The sequence below is a fragment of the Parahaliea mediterranea genome (assembly GCF_003402235.1).
Lineage (GTDB): Bacteria > Pseudomonadota > Gammaproteobacteria > Pseudomonadales > Halieaceae > Parahaliea > Parahaliea mediterranea.
This window is the reverse complement of sequence record NZ_QEWO01000003.1, coordinates 479,103-499,301: the sequence shown is the minus strand read 5'-3', so window position 1 is coordinate 499,301 and position 20,199 is coordinate 479,103. Positions and strand designations below refer to the sequence as shown.

Here is a 20,199-nt window from a genome sequence, read left to right as displayed (position 1 = left end):
AGGAGAGAGTCATGAGCTATATCCGTTTGGAAAAAGACGCCGATGGCATTGTGGAGCTGATCTTCGACCAGCCCGGCAAATCGGTGAATGTGATGGGCGATGAATACGCCGAGGCCATGCCCAGGGCCCTCGATGAACTGGAGGCCATGAAGGGCGAGATAGCGGGGGTGTACATTCGCTCCGGCAAGCCCGGCCAGTTTTTTGCCGGCGGCGACATTACCGCCATGCTGGAGATGGACCTCAACCCGCCGCCGGCCGAGCGCCAGCGCATGTTCGAGGGCATTCTCCAGAGCAAGGCACCGCTGCGCCGGCTGGAGGCTCTCGGGGTGCCGGTGGCGGTGGGTATCAATGGCGCCGCCCTGGGCGGGGGCTACGAGATTGCCCTGGCCTGCCACTACCGGGTGGCGCTGGACGACGCCAAGGTGCAGATCGGCCTGCCGGAGGCCATGCTCGGGCTGATGCCGGGTGCCGGTGGCGTGGTGCGCCTGGTGCGCCTGCTGGGCATGGAAAAGGCCCTGCCGCTGATTGCCCAGGGCAAGCGCCTGCGCGCCGAGCGTGCGCTGGAGGCCGGGCTGGTACACGAACTTGCCGATTCCGAGGCCGACATGGCGGCCCGGGCCAAGGCCTGGATCAAGGCCAACCCGCAGGCCAAGCAACCCTGGGAACAGCCCGATTATCACATGCCGGGTGGCCTGCCAGGTGATGACGCCACCCAGGGCCTGACCTACTTCGGCCCGGTGAACGTGATGAACCAGACCAAGGGCAACATGCCGGCGCAGCAGGTGATTTTTGCCGCCGTGGTGGACACCGCCCGGGTGGACTACGACACCGCCCACACCGTGGAGGCGCGCTACTTCCAGCGCCTGCTGCTGGATCAGGTCTCGCGCAACATGATGACCACCTTCTTCGTGCAGATGAACCAGCTCGACGCCGGCGCCTCGCGGCCCGAGGGCATCGACAAGCGCCGGGTGAAGAAACTCGGCATTCTCGGCGCCGGAGTAATGGGCGCGGGCATCGCCTTCAATGCCGCCAAGGTGGGCATCGAGGTGGTGCTGAAAGACCTGGACCAGGCTCGCGCCGACAAGGGCAAGGCCTATGCGGTAAAAGCCTGCGAGCGCGACCGGCGCCTGGACGATGCCGCCAGCCAGGCCCTGCTGGCGCGCATACATCCCACCGGGGATGTGCAGGACCTGGCCGACTGCGAGCTGGTGATTGAGGCCGTGTTTGAAGACCGCGGGGTCAAGGCCGCAGTGACCAAAGAGACCGAGGCGGTGCTGGGGGACAGCGCCGTGTTCGCCAGCAACACCTCGGCCCTGCCCATCACCGAACTGGCCGCAGCCTCGGTGCGCCCGGCCAACTTCATTGGCATGCACTTCTTCTCGCCCGCCGAGCGCATGCCGCTGGTGGAGATCATCACCGGCGAGCAGACCTCGGACGAAGCCCTGGCCCTGGCCTTCGATCTGTCCCAGCAGCTGGGTAAAAAGCCCATCGTGGTCAAGGACGCCCCCGGCTTCTTTACCACCCGGGTGATCGGCCAGACCATCACCCAGGGCCAGCGCATGTTGGCCGAAGGCGTGAACCCGGCCCTGATCGAAAATGCCGCCGCCTTCAACGGCTCGCCCATGGGGCCGCTGGAAACCCTGGACAGCATCTCCATCGAAACCGCCTACCACGGCATGCAGCAGCGCAGGAAGGACGCCGAGGCGCGGGGCGAAGCCTTCGAGAGCGCCCCCGAGTCGGAAGTGATCCGGGTGATGATCGAAGACTGCCAGCGCAAGGGCCAGCAGGCCGGCGGCGGCTTTTACGATTACGATGAGCGCGGCAAAAAAGTGGCTACCTGGCCGGGCCTGAAGGCGCGCTTTGCCCCCGAGGGCTACACCGACATTCCCTTCGAGGACGTGCGCGACCGCCTGCTGTTCCCCCAAGTGCTGGAGGCCATTCGCATCATGGAGGAGGGCGTGCTCACCAGCGTGCCGGACGGCAATATCGGCTCCATCATGGGCATTGGCTTTCCGCCTCACACCGGCGGTGTGTACCAGTGCGTGAACGCTTACGGCCTCAAGGCTTTTGCCGAGCGCGCCGCGCAACTGGCCGAGCGCTACGGGGCGGATTTTGCCCCGCCACAGCTGCTGCTGGACATGGCACAGCGCGGCGAGCGCTTCAGCTAGCGCCGTCTAGCCGCCCAGCAGGTTGGGCGGCAGGGTGTGCTGCTCCACCAGCTCATAGCGGGCCACGGCGGGCTCCACCGCCACTGCGCGGCGGCGGGCCTCGCTGTCGCCCAGGGCCTCCTGCACCAGCGCCAGCACCAGCCGGGTGATGCCGATCATGGGCAGGCCGGCGGTGTCAGCCAGGGGCACCCAGTGCAGGTTTTCCAGCTCGCCGTTGCTGCGCAGGCGTCCGGCGCAGTGGCGGGCATCGGTGGCAAAAAAGCGCGCGTCGAAGCGGCGCACGTTGTTGGGCGGGGTGATGGCGCGGGCGAAGTAATCCATGTGCTGCAGCGCCGGCACCAGGCCCTGGCGGTAAAAGGGCCGCCACGAGGGTGAGCGGGTGCGCAGTGTTTGCGCCGGGGGCTTGCCCAGCAGCAGCCCGGTTTCCTCCCAGGTTTCGCGCACCGCCGCCATGGCGATGGCGCGGCTGCGGGCGGCGCTGGCACTGCGCTCCAGGCGCTGGCGGCTGTGCTCGCTCAGGGCAAAGGGCGCGGCCACGCGGCCGTCACCGGCATCCACCCGCCCGCCCGGGAACACATACTGCTGCGGCACAAACACGTGGCGCGAGCTGCGCAGGCCCATCAGTACCTCGCGCCGGTTGCGCACTATCACCAGGGAGGCGGCGTCCACCGGCCTCATGGCTGCACCGCCCCGGCCTCAGGGTGCCTCGCAGCGGAAGCTGTCGGCGCTGTCCGGGTCGCCGCCCTGGTACACCGCCCGGGCCGGCAGGGCGCACAGGGTGCGGCTGCGAATGATGGCGCCGTCGGCGTCGCGCTGGTGGGCCAGCACCGCATCCGGCGCCTCGCCCTGTTCCACCCAGCGGTCAATAATCTGCAGCGGATTGAAGTCATCGGCGGTGAGTCCCGTGCGTTCCCAGCAATGGCCAAAGCCCGGTACGGTAACAAAGCGCGCCGAATCCGTCAGCGTTTGCGCTTGGGAGGCCGCGCGGACTTCATCAAAATAGGTGAGGGTGCGGCCGGGGAGGATCAGCGGGTCCGCCAGCCCCTGATAATAGAACAGCCGGGTGCCGGCGGCGGCCAGGGCGTCCAGGTTGGGGTCGGTGGCATTCACCAGCGGGGCCAGGGCCTGAATGCGTTCGATTTCCCTGCCCAGCTGGTAGTCGTGGGGGTGGAAGGGCGCATCGGCGGGAATGCCGTAGGCCAGGCGCAGGTAGCCCTCGCCGGCGCGCTCGCCCCAGGCCATGGCCTCGTCGGTGCCCACCACCCAGATCGGCCAGTAGGCCTCGGAGCCGGGGGCAATGCCCGGGAACAGGGATTCGCCGTCAACGGTGGCACCCTGGTACAGGCGCTCGATGGCGCGCACTTCCTGCGCGCTGAAGCAGTCATCGGCCGCCTCGCCGCTTTGGCACTGCAGTGCTGCCGGGGCGGGGTCACACAGCTCCGGGCGGGCGACAATGCCGTCTTCAACCCCGTCCAGGGCGTCGCAGCGCTGCATCACGTGCCTCGCCAGCAGGGGCACCTTGGCCTGTGAGATCACCGCGCTGCCGTCCGGATTGCGGGTGGTTTGCAGCAGCCACAGGCCGTGAATGCCGCCGTTGCCGCTGAGGTCGAAAATGCCATCGCCGGCGGCAATGCCGTCGAACAGGGCCGGGTAGCGCTGGGCGGCGTACAGGCCCAGGCGGCCGCCGTTGGAACAGCCGGAGAAATAGGTGCGCCGCGGTGCGTCCTGGTAGTAATCAGCCGCCAGGGAGCGGCCGCTGGCAACGGCCAGGGGCATCCAGGCGCCGGCGTACAGTTCCAGGGCGCGGGGGTCATCCAGTGCCCAGTCGGTTTGCCAGTTGGGGGCCTGGTGGCCGCTGTCGCTGAGGATGGCGGCATAGCCCTCCGCCAGGGCGGTGTTCAGGCTGTTGGAGTAACCGGCCTTGTCCGGGTCCAGCCCACCGCAAAAGCCGCCGCAGCCGGCCACCACAAATTTGTGGTTCCAGTCGGCCACCGGCATACGCATCACAAAACCCACTTTGCCCTCAATGTGGCCCTCAACCTGGCAGAAGGGTGGCAGCTTGTCGTGGTCGCGCACTTCCCGGGCACTGGTGACGGCGGTAGCCGCCGCGGTGTGCCCGGCCAGGGCGGCGCAGTGGCCGGCGGTGTCGCGGGTTGTAGCAACGTCGGGGGTGCCGGCAGTGTTGGGCACCGAAGGATTGGCGCAGGCGGCGATCAGCGCGATGGCCGCGAGCAGGGTCAGGCGGTAGTGCATGGCAGATCCTTGTTATTACAGTGGTGTGGGTCAGGGCAGGCGTTCAATCAGCAGGGCGCTGCCGGTGCCGGCGGCGCCAGCGGCAGAGACGATGCCGCGCTGTAGGTCGCGCCGCTCCAACTCGTCCAGCAGGGTGCCCAGCATCATGGCGCCGGTGGCGCCCATCGGGTGGCCCAGGGCGATCACGCCGCCGTTGACGTTGTACTTGTCCTCGGAGATGTCGAGTTCGCGCATGCCCATCACCGAGATGGCGGCAAAGGCCTCGTGAATCTCGAACAGGTCGATATCGGCGGCGGTGAGCCGGTGCTGCGCCATGAGCGCGCGGGTGGCTTCCACGCAGCCGGACAGCACCTGGGTTGGGTCTGCCGCCACCGTGTTGCTGGCCACAATGCGAGCGCGGGGCCGGGCATCCAGCGCGCCCTCGGCGGCCACCAGCACCAGGGCGGCGCCGTCGGCCATGGCGGGGGAATTACCGGCGGTGTGGATGTGCTGCACCGCCGACAGTTGGCGGTGGGCCGCCAGTTGGTAGTCATCAATGCCCATGGCGCCGGCCCGGGCGAAGGCAGGTTCCAGCGCGGCGAGGGATGCGGCGGTGGTGTCCGCGCGAATGCACTCATCCTGCTGGCACTGGCTGCCATCGGCGCGGGTGATGGGCACGATGGAGGCAAAGTAGCCGGCGTCGCGGGCCTGGGCGGCGCGCTGCTGACTGCGCTCGGCCAGGGCGTCGGCCTGTGCCCGGCTGACGCCGTGCAGGGTGGCGACAAGGTCGGCGCCGTTGCCCATCATCAGCATCTGGCAGCGGGCGGCGAAGGCCGGGTCTTTGAACACCCGGGCGTCGTCCGCCAGCATCGGCACCCGCGACATCATCTCCACGCCGCCGCCGAGGGCGGTATCCACCAGGCCGGCCTGTACCTTCAAAGCCGCCAGCGCCACGCTGTCGATGCCCGATGAGCAGTAGCGGTTGATGGTCATGCCCGGCACCTGGCTCGGCCAGCCGGCGTACAGGGTGGAGGCCTTGGCGATATTGCCGGCCTGCTCGCCGTGCTGGGTGGCGCAGCCGAGGATGACATCCCCCACCTGCGCCGGTGCCAGGCCGGTGCGCTCGCCAAGGGCGCTGTAGAGCTGCTTGAGCAGGGCGTGGGGCGTCAGTTCGTGCAGGCCGCCGTTGTCCTTGGCGCGGCCGCGGGGGCTGCGAATGGCATCGTAAATCAGCGCGTGTTTCATTCATCCACTCCGATAATCAGGCTGGCGCAGGTGGTGGCGCTGCCGCCGAGGTTGAAGGTGGCCAGGTTGCGGGCCCGGGGCAGTTGGCAACCGCCGGCGCGGCCGCTCACCTGGCGCGCGCAGTCCAGCGCCATGCGCACGCCGGTGGCGCCCACCGGGTGGCCAAGGCCAATCAGGCCGCCGCTGGGGTTGATGGGGAAGTCGCCATCAACGGCGATGCGGCCGTCTTCCACTGCCTTCCAGCTTTCACCCGGGGCGGTCAGGCCGCTGTGGTCGATGGCCATGTACTCGGTGACCGAGAAGCAGTCATGGGTTTCCAGGCCGTCCAGGTCGGTGACCGCAGCAAAGCCGGCGCGGCGCAGGGCGTCGTTGAACATGTCCCGCACATGGGGAAACAGCAGCGGCTGGCCGGCGCTGAGCGTGAGTTTGTGCTCCAGCGACAGGGGCGCGCTGCGGTGGCCCCAGCCCTTGATGCGTGGAATGGCCGCCAGCGATAGCCCCCGGGCCCGGGCGTGCGCCCGGGCGGTGGCCGCATCGGCCAGAATCACGCAGGCGGCGCCGTCGGTGATCTGGCCGCAGTCCATCTTGCGCACCCGGCCTTCAATCACCGGGTTGAGGTCGTCATCGACGCTGAAGCAGCCCGCGGGGAACTGCCAGTCGCGGCTCTGGGCCAGCGGGTTGCGCTTGGCGTTGGCGAAGTTGTTCTGTGCAATGCGCAGCAGGTGGTCGCCGTCAATACCGTGGCGGGTGTCGTACTCGCGGGTAATACGGTCGAACATGAAGGGCCAGGGAAAGTCGCAGTCGGTGGCTTCGCGGCCGACCCAGGCGGCGGCGCCCAGGTATTCGGCGCCGGTTTTGCCGTTTACGTTGCGCATCAGCTCCAGGCCGACCACGGCGGCACAGCGGTAGTGGCCCGCCTCGATATCGCGCATGGCCGCCAGCATGGCCATGGTGCCCGAGGCGCAGGCCGCCTCGTGGCGGGAGGTGGGTATGCCGCACAGCTCGGGATACACCTCGGCGAAAAAGCCGTTCAGCTGGCCCTGGCGGGCAAACAGGTCGCCGACAAAGTTGCCAACGTGGCCCACTTCAATCTGTGCCGGTTCGATACCGGCGTCGGCGATGCCGGTGCTGAGGGCTTCGCTGAACAGGTCGTAAATTTCCAGCCCCTCGCGGGCCCAGTTGCGGGCGAAGTCGGTCTGGCTGCCGCCCAGAATATAGATATCTGTCATGGTTTATTCCTCTGTGATCAGCCGCTGCAGGTCGCCCCGCACCACTTTGCCCACCGGGTTGCGGGGCAGGGCGTTCAGCACCTCAAGGCGCTCGGGCAGCTTGAATTTGGCGACGCCGCGCTCCAGCAGCCACTGTCCGAGTGCTGCCAGGGTGGGGGCCTCGCGGCCGGCGGCGGGCACCACGCAGGCGCAGACCTTCTCCCCCAGCATGGCGTCGGCATAGGCGCACACCGCGGCTTCGGCCAGGTCGGGGTGGCCCTCCAGCACCGTGTCCAGGTCCGAGGGCGAAATCTTCATGCCGCCGCGGTTGATGATGTCCTTGCAGCGCCCGACGATGCGGTAGTAGTTGGGCGGGTCGCCGGCAATCTCCACCAGGTCGCCGGTGCGAAACAGGCCGTCGGCGGTAAACACGCCCTCGCCGTTGTGGTCCAGGTAGCCGTCGAACACGGCCGGGCCGCTGATGCACAGCTCGCCGGCCTGGCCGGGGGTGGTGATCTCGCGCCCGCTGTCCGGGTCGATCACCCGGGTGGTGGTGCTGGCGTGGGCCCGGCCCTGCCAGGGCATGCCCGCCACGCCCAGGCGTGGGAACAGGGCGGCGCGGGTCTCGGCGTCTGCTGCCGTGGCGGGGGTGGCAAACAGGCTGATGCCTTCGTTGGAGCCGTAGAAGTTGATGATGGCCTTGCCGTAGTCCCCCTCGATGGTGTCGATCATGGCCGGCGACAGGGGCACGGAGCCGGAGCCAAAGGCGCGCAGGGCGCTGAAGTCACCCTGCTGCCAAAGTGCCGGCTGGTGGGCCAACTGGTTGAGCAGGGCCGGCGGCGCGATGGTGAAGGTGACGCGCTCGTCCTGCAGCTGCTTGAGGTACAGGGGCGGGTCCATGGGGTGGTGCAGCACCAGGGTTGCGCCCAGCAGTGCCGCCGGAAACAGAAAGCCGCCAATGGCCGCCATGTTGATCAGCGGGAAGGGCGCCAGCAGGGTTTCGCCGGGCTGGTAGTCGCCGGCCTCCATGGTGTTGCGGGCGATGGCGACCCACATGTTGTGGGAGCGCGGCACGCCCTTGGGGGTGCCGGTGGTGCCGGAGGTCCAGCACAGGGTGACGATGTCGTTGGCATCCGTGGGGTGGGCGGCGCTGTGGCGGGCCAGGTTCTGAAGGTCATCCCGGGTGACGGTGGCGCCACCGCCGATGTCCGAGCCCAGGGCCCACACCGGGCAGTCCGCCAGGGCGCTGGCGGCGCGCGCGGCCAGGTCTTCCCCGCGAAAGTCTCCCAGCGTGATGCAGGCGGCCGGCTGCAGGGTGGCGGCAAACTGGCGCAGTTCGTGGGCGCCGTACTGCACCGGAATGGGCGAGATCACCGCGCCAATGCGGCTGCAGGCGTAATACAGCGCCACCAGTTCCACGATGTTGGGCAGCTGCACCAGCAGGCGGTCGCCGGCGGTAATGCCCTTGTTCAGCAGTTGGCAGGCCAGTTGGGCGCTAAAGCGCTCCAGCTCGGCAAAGCTCAGGCGCAGTGGGTCGATGCCGCACAGCGCCGCCTTGTTGGGCTGGTCGGCCACCGCCAGGGTGTCGGGGCTGCGCTGGGCGCAGTCGGCGAGCAGGCTGTGCAGGGTGTCACTGCCCCAAAAGCCCTGTTCGGTGAGCTGGCGGATGCGGTCGGGTGAGCTGGTGCGCATGTCAGGGGCCCTCGCAGGCAGAACGGTATTCGGCGACCAGGCGGTCCACCAGTGTCGCCACGCTGAGCACTTCGTCGATGGCGCCGGCACCTTGGCCGGCGGCCCACACGTCCCGCCAGCGCTTGGCGTCGCCGGCGGAGCGGGTGATGTCGATGGCGCCCGCGGCTGGCATGTCATCCGGGTTGTAGCCGGCTTTTTCCAGGCTGCCGCGCAGCCAGTTGGCCTTCACCCCGGTGAGGGCGTCGGAGCAGATGATGTCCTCGCCACTGGCGGCCACCAGCATCTGTTTGTATTCGTCCACCGCCATGCTCTCTTCGGTGGCGATAAACCGGGTGCCCAGGTAAGCGTAGGTGGCCCCGAGCACTTCTGCCGCGCGGATGGCGCGACCTGATGAAATACCGCCGCCGAGCACGATGGGGCCATCCCAGAAGCGGCGCACCTCTTCGACAAAAGCAAAGCCAGACAGCTGCCCGGTGTGGCCACCGGCGCCGGCCGCCACCAGCACCAGGCCATCGACACCGGCGGCAATGGCCTTGCGGGCAAAGGTCACGTTGATCACATCGGCGTAGATCTGCCCGCCGTAGCTGTGGATGGCCTCCACCGCGTCCCGGGGGCTGCCGAGGGCGGAGATCATGATCGGCGCGCGGTACTTCACCGCCAGCGCCAGGTCTTCGTCGCGGCGCTCGTTGGAGCGGTGCATCATCAGGTTGATGGCCCAGGGCGCATCGGTGGCAGGGTCCAGTTCGCTGGTGATGCGCTGCAGCCATTGCTCCAGCTGTTCGGTGGTGCGGGCGTTGAGGGACGGAAAGCTGCCCACCATGCCGGCCTTGCAGGCGGCGATCACCATGTCGGGCCCCGACTGCAGGAACATCGGCGCCTGAAAGGCCGGCAGGCGCAGGCGGGAGAGCGAAAAATCAGAACGTGTCGGCATTGCTGTATTCCGTGTGGTCAGGGGCAGGATCAGGGTCAAAATCAGGGTCAGGCGCCGGGCCGGCGCGGGGGCAGGGGAATGAGTCCGCTGGTGACGGCCATGTATTGCCGGTAGGCCGGTTTTTCCCGGGCCATTTTCTTGTCGAGGGTGCGCTGGCCGGTAACGTTGACCACCAGGTGGCTGTAGGCCAGGGGGCCGATGATGGTGGCAAAGCCCCAGGGTGCCTGGCAGGCCACCAGGAAGATGCCCCACCACACGCAGAGCTCACCGAAGTAGTTGGGGTGGCGGGAATAGCGCCACAGGCCGGTGTCGAGCACGGTGCCGCGCCGCGAGGGGTCGGCGCGAAACTGTGTCAATTGCCAGTCGGCCACGGTTTCAAAGGCCAGGCCCGTCGCCCACAGGGCCAGCCCGGCCCAGGCCAGGGCGCCGGGGGTGGTATCCGCCGGCGCCAGCATGCCCACCTGCAGCGGCAGGGCCACCAGCCAGATCACCACGCCCTGCAGCAGAAACACCTGGCGCAGGCTGAGCCAGATAAAGGCGCGGTCGTTATCGACCCAGGTGCGCAGCCGGGCGTAGCGCGGGTCTTCGCCGTGGCCCCAGTTGCGCCGCAAAAGGTGGGCGCTCATACGCAGCGCCCAGGCCAGCACCATGCCCAGCAGCATCAGCTGCAGCGGGGCGATAGTGTCGGCCAGTACATAGGCCAGCACCGCGATGCCCGCCAGAATGCCGGCAAAGGCCATGTCGATAATGCTCACATCGCGCAGGGGGATGCTCAGCAGCCACAGCAGCAGCACCGCCCCCAGTGCCAGGGCGGCGGTGGCGAGAAACAGTCCGGGGTAATCCATCGGGGCTCCGCAAATTATTATGCTTGTCACTTTTGTAAATAGACTATAAGCTTTAGTCTTGTTACGCAAGCAAGTGTTGAAAAAGAGGACACTGGTCCTGCGGCCCGGCGCGAGCGGGTCGCCCACCCGAAACCCCGAGGGAGACAGCCATGCAGCCCCTGAGCCGAGTCACCGAATACCCGTCTGTCGAGCAGTGCATTGGCGGCGTTGCCGAATTCGAGAACACCCAGCCGTGGATTTACGCCCACGACAACCCCTACCTGCACGGCGTTTACGCACCGGTCAATACGGAGATGGACGTGGGTGACCTGCCGGTGGAGGGCGAGTTGCCCGCCGACCTCTGCGGCGCTTACTTCCGCAATGGCCCCAACCCGCGATTCGAGCCCAAGAACCGCTACCACCCCTTCGATGGCGACGGCATGATTCACGGGGTTTATTTTCACCAGGGCCGGGCGCGCTACCACAACCGCTATGTCGATACCCTGGCGCGCAACAGTGAACTGCGCGATGGCCGCTCCATCTCCCCGGGGGTGATGGGGCCCTTTGACTACGAGCTGTCGCCCTTTGGCATCAAGGACACCTCCAACACCGACATCTTTCTTTACGATGGCTCCCTGATGAGTCTGTGGTACAACGCCGGCCACCCCTACCGGGTGGACGCCCACGATCTGGGCACCCGCGGCTACTTTGAGCTGCAGGGGCGCGACAAGCGGCGTATGTCGGCCCACTCCAAGGTTGACCCGCACACCGGCGAGCTGCTGTTTTTTGATTATGGCAACGAGCCGCCCTACATGACCTACGGCGTGGCCGACGCTCGCGGCCGGCTGCTGCACGAAGTGGCCATCGACCTGCCCGGGCCGCGCCTGCCCCATGACATTGGGGTCAGCCGCAATTACACCGTGCTGCACGACCTGCCCTTTTTTCACGACATGGACGTGCTGCGCCGCCACGGCTACCGGGTGCTGACCTTTCACCGTGACCTGCCCATCCGCTTCGGGGTCATCCCCCGCCACGGCGCTGGCAGCGAGGTGCGCTGGTTCGAGTGCGAGCCGGGCTACATCCTGCACACCAGCAACTGCTGGGAAGAGGGCGACTGGCTGATCATGGACGGCTGCCGCTCCACCAACCCCATGCCCGCCGCCCAGCCCGGCGAGGGCGAACTGGCCTCCATGCTGGCCTACATGCGCCTGGAGGCCAACAACTACCGCTGGGCCTTCAACCTGCGCACCGGCGAAGTACGCGAGGGTGACCTGGACGACCTGAACACCGAATTCAACAAGACCAACCCGCTGTACATGGGCATCAAGGGCCGCTACGCCTACCACCAGCATATTCCCCTGCACCACGAAGGCGGCTACACCCTGCGCTTTACCGGCCTGGTGAAGTACGACAACGACAGCGGCCGCCGCTGGCAGTGGGACTACGGTGCCGGTGTGTTTGGCAGCGAAGCCGTGTACGCCCCGCGCCGCGGTGCCACCGCCCAGGACCCGGAAGATGACGGCTATGTGATTACCCTGGTGACCGATAGCAAGAACTGGCAGTCCCACTGCCTGGTGTTTGACGCCACTGACATCGAGGCCGGCCCCATCGCCCGGGTGCGCATGCCGCAGCGCGTGCCCTACGGGTTTCACGCCACCTGGGCCCGAGGAGAAGATCTGTACCCGGCGGCCTGAGCATGCGCTCCGGCCCGCCGGCTTAAAGCCGTACCCGCAACACGCAGCCCCGACCCATAAACCATAATGTTCATTCAGAGGCTCCCATGAAAAAAACCCTGTTCCGTGCACCCGCAACAGCACTGCTCCCACTGGCGCTGGCCGTGCAGCAGGCTGCCTACGCCCAACCCCAGCTCGAAGAGGTGATCGTCACCGCCGAGAAGCGCAGCCAGAGTATCCAGGACGTGCCGCTGTCGGTGGCGGCGGTCGATGGCGGTAATGTCGAGGTGGGCAAAATCGAGGGGCTGAACGACATCGCCTATCGCACCCCCGGGCTCACCTTCAACCAGTTCAACGTGGGCGAGCCGCGTATTTACATCCGCGGTATCGGCAACAGCTCCGATTCCGCAGCGTCGGACCCGGCGGTGGGCGTGTTCATCGACGAGGTGTACATCGGCCGTACCGGCGGCATCGGTTTTGACCTGTTCGACCTGGAGCGCATCGAAATCCTGCGCGGCCCCCAGGGCACCCTGTATGGCAAGAACACTAACGGCGGCGCGGTTAATATCGTGACCAGCCGGCCCTCCGAGGAGGGGGAGCTGCGCCTGCGCGGCTCGGTCGGCAGCGATGGGCTGTTGCACCTGCAGGGGCTGGCTTCCGGGCCGCTGAGCGACGGCACCGCCGGCAAGCTGGTATTTTCCTGGCGTGAGCGCGACGGCTTTGGCAAGAACGTCATCACCGCCGACGAGATTGCCAGCATGGGGGATTTCTCGGCGAGCAAACTGATCGGTGGCAGCATCGGTGCCGCCAACGCCGGTGACGACATGGGCAGCCTGGAGAACTGGAGCGCGCGCGGCCAGTTGCTGTTCGATATCGGCGACAACGCGGAATTGCTGCTGGGCGCCGACTACGCCGACAACGAAACCAACGGCAGTTGCCGCCATGTGGGCAACCTGGACAAGGCCATCGCCGGGCTCGGCCCCTTCTGGGAGGGCGCCATGTCTGATCGCTACCGGTCCGATGTGCGCAACTGCGCGTCGCAGTTCGATACCACCCAGGAGCGCGAAACCGGCGGCCTGATGGCGCGCCTTGAGTACGACATGGACGTGGCCACCCTGACCTCCATCACCGCCTGGCGCTTCAGCGACTACAACAGCCTGGACGACCTCACCGGCCTGCCGCTGATTGACCTGGACGCGCCCTCGCCCCCGGGGGTGCCCCTGCCTCCCGGCTCCTTCACCGGGCCGGAGAACGTGATTGACGCCGCCGAGGAAGAGGCGTCCCAGTGGTCTCAGGAGTTCCGCCTGGCCGGCAGCACCGATCGTTTCAACTGGCTGCTGGGCGCCTTCTACATGGAAGAGGACGTCGAGCGCGAAGAGGAGTTCTACACCCAGTACAGCACCCTGCTGCAGGGGCTCGGCCTGGCCGGCACCGGGGATGTGCTCTTTACCCAGGACAATACCACCAAGAGCATGGCGGCCTACGGTCAGGCCGACTGGCATATTACCGAGCAGCTGACCCTGACCTACGGCCTGCGCTGGGCGGAGGACGAGAAGGACATTACCCAGAATGCCATCGACCTGCTGGGCACCACGCCTTCGGGCGTCCCGCTGATCCTGCCGGAATTCGCAGCGCCGGTGTCGGCCAGCGATTCCTGGTCCAAGGTCACCCAGAAGCTGTCGGTGGCCTGGCACCCCTGGGATGGCATGATGCTCTACGCCACCTATTCAGAAGGCTACAAGAGCGGGGCCTTCCAGTCCCAGACCAACCTGCCCTCGGTGGCCGCCCAGCCGGTGGACCCGGAGTTTGTCACCAACCGCGAGGTGGGCATGAAGTCGAACTGGTGGGACAACCGCCTGCAGTTCAACCTGTCCTACTTCGACATGGACTACGAAGACCTGCAGGTATTCGAGCTGAACAGCCTGTTCCTGCTGACCCTGCTTAACGCCCAGGCGGCATCGGAAGGGGTGGAAGCCTCCTTCGATATCGTGCCCACTGAAAACCTCACCCTGAGCGCCAGCTACAGCTGGAACGATGCCACTTACGATGAATTCGTCAACTCCAACGGTAACGATCTTTCCGGCAACAACCTGGCCTACGCGCCCGAGCAGGCCTACACGGTAAGCGCCAACTACCGCTGGCCGCTGAGCGGCGGCAGCACGGTGGACTTCGGCGCCACCTACAGCTGGAAGGACGAATACTTTCTGGGGCCGCAGAACCGTGAGCGGGAAGCCCAGCCGGCCGAGGGTCTGCTGGATGCCAGCGTGAGCTGGGCCAGTGCCGATACCAGCCTGACGGTTGACGTGTGGGGTAAAAACCTCACCGACGAGCTGGTGCTGTCGAACCTGATCGTCGACCCCACTGGCGTGACATCGGAGTTCTACATGGCCCCGCGTACCTATGGGCTGACCGTCACCAAGAGCTTCTGAGCTCCCAGTGATGCACCTGCCCAGTGCCGGTATGAATTCCCCGCCGGCATTGGGCACAATAGCCGCTTGCGATTGCCAGGCGGCTGTATGACTGAATTAACAACACGTGCCAGTTCCATCAACCGGGCGCTGGACCAGATTGGCGACAAGTGGTGCCTGCTGATTCTGCAGGAAGTATTCTGGGGGATTCACTCCTTCGGTGGCATCCTGCAGGAGACCGGTATTTCCCGCGGTGTGCTGTCGGACCGGCTCAAGTGGCTGCAGGATCACGATTGCCTGCGGCGCCGTGGCGGCGCGCGCCACCCCACTTATCACCTGACGCGCAAGTCGGTGGACCTCTACCACAACGCCCTGATGGCCGTGGTGTGGGAGGATCGCTACTACGATACCCCGGACATCCAGGCGGTAAGGCTGGTGCACCGCAACTGCGGCAAAGCCTTTGTGCCGCGCATGGATTGCAGCCACTGCCACCAGGCGGTGGATGGCCGCGCAGTGCGCTACCAGCCCGGTCCCGGTGCAACACGTGACGTGCGCGATAAGAAAGTACGGCGTCGCTCGTCCCTGTCGGCAGATGCGGTGCCCAGTGAGCGGCACGTCTATCGCAACCTGGTGAACCTGGTGGGCGACCGCTGGACCGCAAATGTCATCGCACTAGCTTTGCATGGCTTGCATCGTTTCGATGAGTTCCACCGGGAGCTGCCGGTGGCCACCAACATCCTGTCGGACCGCATGCGCTTTCTGGTGGAGCAGGGCATCTTCGAACAGCGGCCCTACCAGCAGCGGCCCCTGCGCCACGAATACCACCTTACCGACAAGGGGTGGGATCTCTTCCCCTGGTTTCTCACCCTACTGCAGTGGGGGGATCGCTGGTGTGACTCCAGTGGTGCAGGGCACCCGATGGCGCTGACCCACACCACCTGTGAACGCCCGTTGACAGGCCAGGTGGTCTGTGACCAGTGTGGCGAGGAAGTGCGGGCGCACGAGGTGGATTTCACCATTCAGGGCATGAGCCCGTCCTCAGCGGCTGGCGGTTAAACACCCTGTAAAACCAAATACTTGCATAAAAAGACTTATCTGTGGCATCGTGCTTTCCCCCCTTGGTAGACACGTGCCTCACACATGACTGACTGGTTCTCAAAACACCGCCCCCTGCTGGATAAAGCCCTCGACGCCTGCGCCAGGCGCTATTCCTGGAGTGGCTGGCCGGAAAGCCCCAGCACCAAGATTCACGGCGAAGAAAAGCCCGCCGCCGGCCAGGCGGCCTTCGAGGCCATGCTGCAGGCGGACTTTCCACTGACCCAGCCCGGCGAAGTCGCGCGGGTGGGTGAAGAGGTCTCTCCCTACACCGGCGAGCCGCTGGGGGTGCGCTACCCACGGCCAGACCCGGCCCCGCTGTTCGCCGCCATTGCCGCGGCGCGGCCGCAATGGGGTGCAACAACCCCTGAGCAGCGCGTGGGCGTGTGCCTGGAGATTCTGCAGCGTTGCGGCGAGCAGCTGTTTGCCAATGCCCACGCCACCATGCACACCTCCGGCCAGTCCTACGTGATGGCCTTTGCCGGCAGTGGCGCCAATGCCCTGGACCGCGGGCTGGAAGCACTGGCCTATGCCCACAAGGCCATGGCCGACGTGCCGGCCACCGCGCGCTGGGAGCGCAGCTTTGGCGGCGACGGTGCCGCCTGCCTCGACAAGCAGTACCGCCTGCTGCCCCGTGGTGTATCGGTGGTGATCTGCTGCGCCACCTTCCCCCTGTGGAATACCTACCCGGCCCTGTGCGCCTCGCTGGCCACGGGCAACCCCGTCATCCTCAAGCCCCACCCGGCCGCCACCCTGCCGGTGGCCATGGTGGCCAGGGTGTGCCGCGAGGTGCTGGCCGAGGCGGGGTTCGATCCCAACCTGGTAACGCTGGCGGCTGATACCCGCGAGGCGCCCATTGCCCTGCAACTGGTGGAGCACCCGGACACCGCCATTGTCGACTTTACCGGCAGCCCGCGTTTTGGCGCCTACCTGGAGCAGAATTGCCCCGGCAAGCAGGTGTATACCGAAACCGCCGGCTGCAACTCGGTGGTGCTGGAATCCACCGATGACCTCGCCGCCACCGCCCGGGCCATTGCCCAGTCCCTGTGCCAGGCATCGGCGCAGATGTGTACCAGCGTGCAGAATATCCACCTTCCTGCAGACGGCGTGCGGGTGGCTGGCAAAAAAGTACCGGTCGCGCAGGTGCAGGCGGCAATCTGCGAGGCCGTGGACGGCTGGTTGGCAGAGCCGCGCCGGGCGGCGACGCTCTGCGGCACCCTGTTCGATGATGCCGTGCTGGACAACGTGCAGCGCTACCGCGAATTGGCCGGCGAGCGCCTGCTGCGCGACTCGGCGCCGCTGGCGTATGCCGAGTTCCCCGCTGCACGCACCGCGTCGCCGCTGATCATTGCCGCCACCGAGGCCGACCGCGACCTGTACCGCCAGGAAGTGTTCGGGCCGGTGTCCTTTATCGTGGCCAACCACAGCGCCCAGGGCTGCCTGGACGATGCCACCAGCAATGCCCGCGAATGCGGCGCCATTACCTCCCACGTGTACTCCACCGACGAGGCCTTCATCGATGCCGCCGTAGAGGCCTACCACGCCGCCGGCGCATCGGTGGCGGTGAACCTGCATGGCATGCCGATCAACTTCGCCGCGGCCTATTCCGACTTTCACGTAACCGGCCTCAACCCGGCGGGTAATGCCTGCCTGGCCGACCTGGCCTTTGTCACCGCGCGTTTTCGGATCGTGCAGAGCAAGCGCATGGCCGCATAGCGCTCTTTCCCCTTGCGCCGCTTGCGCTGCCAGTGGGTATCGGCCCGCGCCTAGCTGGCTTATCGGCGTATAGCTGTTGACCCGGCCGGATGCTAGGATCAGAGGCGCTCAAAAGCGTCGATAATATCCTGCAGGGAGGCTGGGGTTTTGCTAGTTCGTCAGTGGTTGATTGTCAGCGTCGTGCTGTCTGTATTGGGTGGCTGCAAAGTCCGCATTGAAGTGCCTGAAGGTGGGCGGGTCGAATCCGCGTCTGGCCGCTACCAGTGCAATGCTGGAGCCGTGTGTGAGTTGGATGTGCGCGACACCAACTTCAATGAGCGATTTCTGGCGATAGAGGAGAGTGGCTACGTCTTTCGCGGTTGGCGGCGGGACAATGGCTATTTCTGCGGTGGCAGCGTGGGTGCCTGTGTACTGAACACGACGGGGTTTGTTGGCAATGCCGACCTGATGGCAGTGCTGCGGTCGAACCAGGTGTTCCATTTGGAGCCGGTGTTTGAGCCAGCGCGGTATTACGCATTGGCTGGCTCTGTGGCTGTTGCTGCGCAATCCCGGACAGACAGTGATGTCAACGACGTCAATGCCACCTATACCCCTAACGATACGCCTTTCCAGGCTCAGCCAGTGTCCAATCCCGCCACCATCGGGGGCTACGCCAATGTCATTGGCGAGGGCGAACCCGGGCCATCCACGGATTTCGGCGATAGCGAAGATTTCTATTCGGTGGACTTGCTGGCCGGCCAGGTCATCGCCCTGAATGTGGCGGATCCCGAGCAGGGAGACCTGGATCTCTATCTATTCGATCCTGCCGGGCGGATCATCGATTTTTCGATCAATACAAGCTTTCATGAATCGCTTGCAGTGACACGCAGCGGGCGCTACGTGGTGAATGTGAGTGCCTATTCGGGCGCATCCAACTATACATTGTCCATTGGGCAGTTGCCTTCGGCACTCGGTGGTGGTTTAACGGCATCGGCTGATTTTGAAGCCGATACAGCGGTGGTGCAGTACCGGCCGCCGAAGGTGGCGCGTGGCCAGGCGGCCGCTTCGGCAACGGCTGCTCGCACAGAGCCCCTGAAGCTTGAATCGCTCTCGAACCTGTCTGCAGCGAGTATCACAAGTTCAACCCCCGCCCCCGGTAAGACAGGCAATTTTCTTACCACGGAGCTGGAGCAAAAATGGCGCACGTTGTTGCAGGTGAAAGCGCTGAATCACCGGGCTGATGTTGAGTTTGCCGAGCCGAACTACCGCTTCCATGCCACGGCTGTGCCCAATGACCAGTACTATCCTCTGCAGTGGCACTATCGCCAGATCAACCTTCCTGATGCATGGGAAGTTACCCGTGGTAGTCGCGATGTCATTGTCGCGGTGGTCGATACCGGCGTGTTGCGCAGGCATCCGGACCTGAGTGGTAAATTTGTCGATGGCTATGACTTTATCCGTGACCCCTATCGGTCGGGTGATGGTGACGGGATCGACCCCGACGCCAACGACCCGGGCGATGAAGGTGTGGCAGGGCAGAGCAGCTACCACGGGTCCCATGTCAGTGGCACCGTGGGCGCCATTACCAACAATGGCCGCGGTGTGGCGGGCGTCGGGTGGCATACTCGGGTGATGCCGATACGCGTGCTCGGCGAGGGCGGTGGCACTTTGTACGATATTGTTCAGGGAGTGCGCTACGCAGCCGGACTTGAAAACGACTCAGGAACCGTTCCCGCCAGGCGGGCCGATGTCATTAACCTCAGCCTGGGTGGCGCAGGAAGCTCTGAAGCCATGCGCAACGCCATCGCCAGGGCGCGCCAGCGAGGCGTTATTGTGGTGGCCGCGTCTGGTAATGACAACAGCAGTCAACCCAGTTTCCCCGCTGCCTACCCGGGGGTGATCTCTGTCGGCGCGGTGGATCTTAGCGGAGTCCGGGCACCTTACTCCAATTTTGGTACAACCCTCGATATGGTAGCGCCCGGGGGCGACATGGGGGTCGACCGGGATGGCGACGGCAATACCGATGGTGTGATTAGCACCGTGGGCAGCGATACGCTGTTCGGGGTGAATTACGGCATTAGCTCACAACAGGGCACGTCCATGGCCAGTCCCCACGTTGCCGGCGTTATCGCGTTGATGAAAGCCGTGCGCCCATCATTGACCCCCGCTCAGGTGGATCAGTGGCTGAGTCAGGGGCGCCTCACTACTGACTTGGGCCCGCCGGGTTGGGATGCCCAGTACGGCCATGGTCTGCTCGATGCGGCGCAGGCGGTGCGCACGGCCCGTGCTGCGGGAAGCGCACCCGACGTTGCGGTACCGGTGCTCCAGGTGTTTCCTAGGGATGTGGCTTTAGGCGTCGGCTCCAGCCTGATCACCATCGGCAACAGCGGCGGCGGCACGCTGCGCGTCAAAACCATTCAGAGCCCGGCGCCCTGGCTTGCTGTGCATCCGCTGGCAACGGATGACAAGGGTCTTGGCCAGTATCAGTTGAGTGTGCGAGCGGGCACCCTTAGTCCCGGCGTCTATGAGAGCACCCTGCGTATCGACAGCACCGCCGGAAGTGAAACCTTGCGGTTGATGGCGACCGTCGACTCGGTTGAGGCTTCGGCGACCAGCACCGGGGTGTTGTATCTGTTGCTGGTGGATAGCGAAGGTGAGACGGTTGACCAGCAAATACTGGAACCCGCGAATGGTCGCTATGCATTCAACTTCCGGCGGGTTCTGGAAGGCAGGTACCAACTGGTGGTTGGTTCAGATATGGATAATGACCAGTTCATCTGCGACGCCGGGGAGGCATGCGGTGCCTACCGAACCCTGTTCGATACCGACGCCATTGTTCTCGACCGAAACCGGCGCAACCTGGCCATCAGCGCCAGCTTCAGCCCCGGTATTCGTAGTGAGGCTGCCGCCACCCCTGGCGCAGTCACGCCGTTCCCAGCATTGCGTCGACAGGAATCGCCAGCGCAGGACGCAGACGCCCGCTTCCGAAGTCTGCAGCAGCGAGCCACCAATACACAGCGCTAGCCGG

At 65.8% G+C, this 20,199-nt stretch carries 13 protein-coding genes; 6 read left to right on the top strand and 7 right to left on the bottom strand.

All coding sequences use genetic code 11. The features are described from left to right. Positions 1-11 precede the first annotated feature (11 nt). Positions 12-2,168: a 3-hydroxyacyl-CoA dehydrogenase NAD-binding domain-containing protein gene (locus tag DDZ17_RS11695; RefSeq protein ID WP_116367019.1), complete on the top strand. Its 2,157-nt coding sequence runs from the start codon at positions 12-14 to the stop codon at positions 2,166-2,168. Between the two features lie 6 nt (positions 2,169-2,174). Here DDZ17_RS11695 and DDZ17_RS11690 read toward each other — a convergent pair whose 3' ends face one another. The 7 genes from DDZ17_RS11690 to DDZ17_RS11660 are packed head-to-tail and all read right to left on the bottom strand — an operon-like array spanning position 2,175 to position 10,321. Beyond that, positions 2,175-2,846 (bottom strand): NUDIX hydrolase, encoded by a 672-nt coding sequence (locus tag DDZ17_RS11690; RefSeq protein WP_157976598.1) that lies wholly within the window; start codon positions 2,844-2,846, stop codon positions 2,175-2,177. Positions 2,847-2,864: 18 nt separating this feature from the next. Beyond that, on the bottom strand, positions 2,865-4,421 hold the full coding sequence (locus tag DDZ17_RS11685) for a tannase/feruloyl esterase family alpha/beta hydrolase (RefSeq protein ID WP_116367015.1): 1,557 nt from the start codon (positions 4,419-4,421) through the stop codon (positions 2,865-2,867). A gap of 30 nt (positions 4,422-4,451) precedes the next feature. Then, positions 4,452-5,645 (bottom strand): acetyl-CoA C-acyltransferase, encoded by a 1,194-nt coding sequence (locus tag DDZ17_RS11680; protein ID WP_116367013.1) that lies wholly within the window; start codon positions 5,643-5,645, stop codon positions 4,452-4,454. Then, on the bottom strand, positions 5,642-6,874 hold the full coding sequence (locus DDZ17_RS11675) for an acetyl-CoA acetyltransferase (RefSeq protein WP_116367011.1): 1,233 nt from the start codon (positions 6,872-6,874) through the stop codon (positions 5,642-5,644). Before DDZ17_RS11675 ends, DDZ17_RS11680 begins: the two co-directional genes overlap by 4 nt. 3 nt (positions 6,875-6,877) lie before the next feature. Then, a complete protein-coding gene (locus DDZ17_RS11670; RefSeq protein WP_116367009.1) occupies positions 6,878-8,545 on the bottom strand; it encodes a class I adenylate-forming enzyme family protein in 1,668 nt (555 codons plus the stop codon). Between the two features lies 1 nt (position 8,546). Beyond that, on the bottom strand, positions 8,547-9,476 hold the full coding sequence (locus DDZ17_RS11665; RefSeq protein WP_116367007.1) for an NAD(P)H-dependent flavin oxidoreductase: 930 nt from the start codon (positions 9,474-9,476) through the stop codon (positions 8,547-8,549). Positions 9,477-9,523: 47 nt separating this feature from the next. Then, positions 9,524-10,321, bottom strand: coding sequence for a DUF1295 domain-containing protein (locus DDZ17_RS11660; protein ID WP_116367005.1), 798 nt, complete (start codon positions 10,319-10,321; stop codon positions 9,524-9,526). A 149-nt stretch (positions 10,322-10,470) separates the two neighbouring features. On the opposite strand from DDZ17_RS11660, the gene DDZ17_RS11655 reads away from it, so the two are divergent. From DDZ17_RS11655 to DDZ17_RS11635, 5 genes are all read left to right on the top strand, one after another. Beyond that, positions 10,471-11,994, top strand: a complete 1,524-nt coding sequence (locus DDZ17_RS11655) for a carotenoid oxygenase family protein (RefSeq protein ID WP_116367003.1) — start codon at positions 10,471-10,473, stop codon at positions 11,992-11,994. Between the two features lie 86 nt (positions 11,995-12,080). Beyond that, on the top strand, positions 12,081-14,402 hold the full coding sequence (locus DDZ17_RS11650; RefSeq protein WP_116367001.1) for a TonB-dependent receptor: 2,322 nt from the start codon (positions 12,081-12,083) through the stop codon (positions 14,400-14,402). A gap of 87 nt (positions 14,403-14,489) precedes the next feature. After that, positions 14,490-15,437 (top strand): winged helix-turn-helix transcriptional regulator, encoded by a 948-nt coding sequence (locus tag DDZ17_RS11645; protein WP_116366999.1) that lies wholly within the window; start codon positions 14,490-14,492, stop codon positions 15,435-15,437. A gap of 84 nt (positions 15,438-15,521) precedes the next feature. Then, positions 15,522-17,192: a phenylacetic acid degradation protein PaaN gene (gene paaN / locus DDZ17_RS11640; protein WP_116366996.1), complete on the top strand. Its 1,671-nt coding sequence runs from the start codon at positions 15,522-15,524 to the stop codon at positions 17,190-17,192. A 147-nt stretch (positions 17,193-17,339) separates the two neighbouring features. After that, positions 17,340-20,195, top strand: coding sequence for a S8 family peptidase (locus DDZ17_RS11635; protein ID WP_157976597.1), 2,856 nt, complete (start codon positions 17,340-17,342; stop codon positions 20,193-20,195). Positions 20,196-20,199 lie beyond the last annotated feature (4 nt).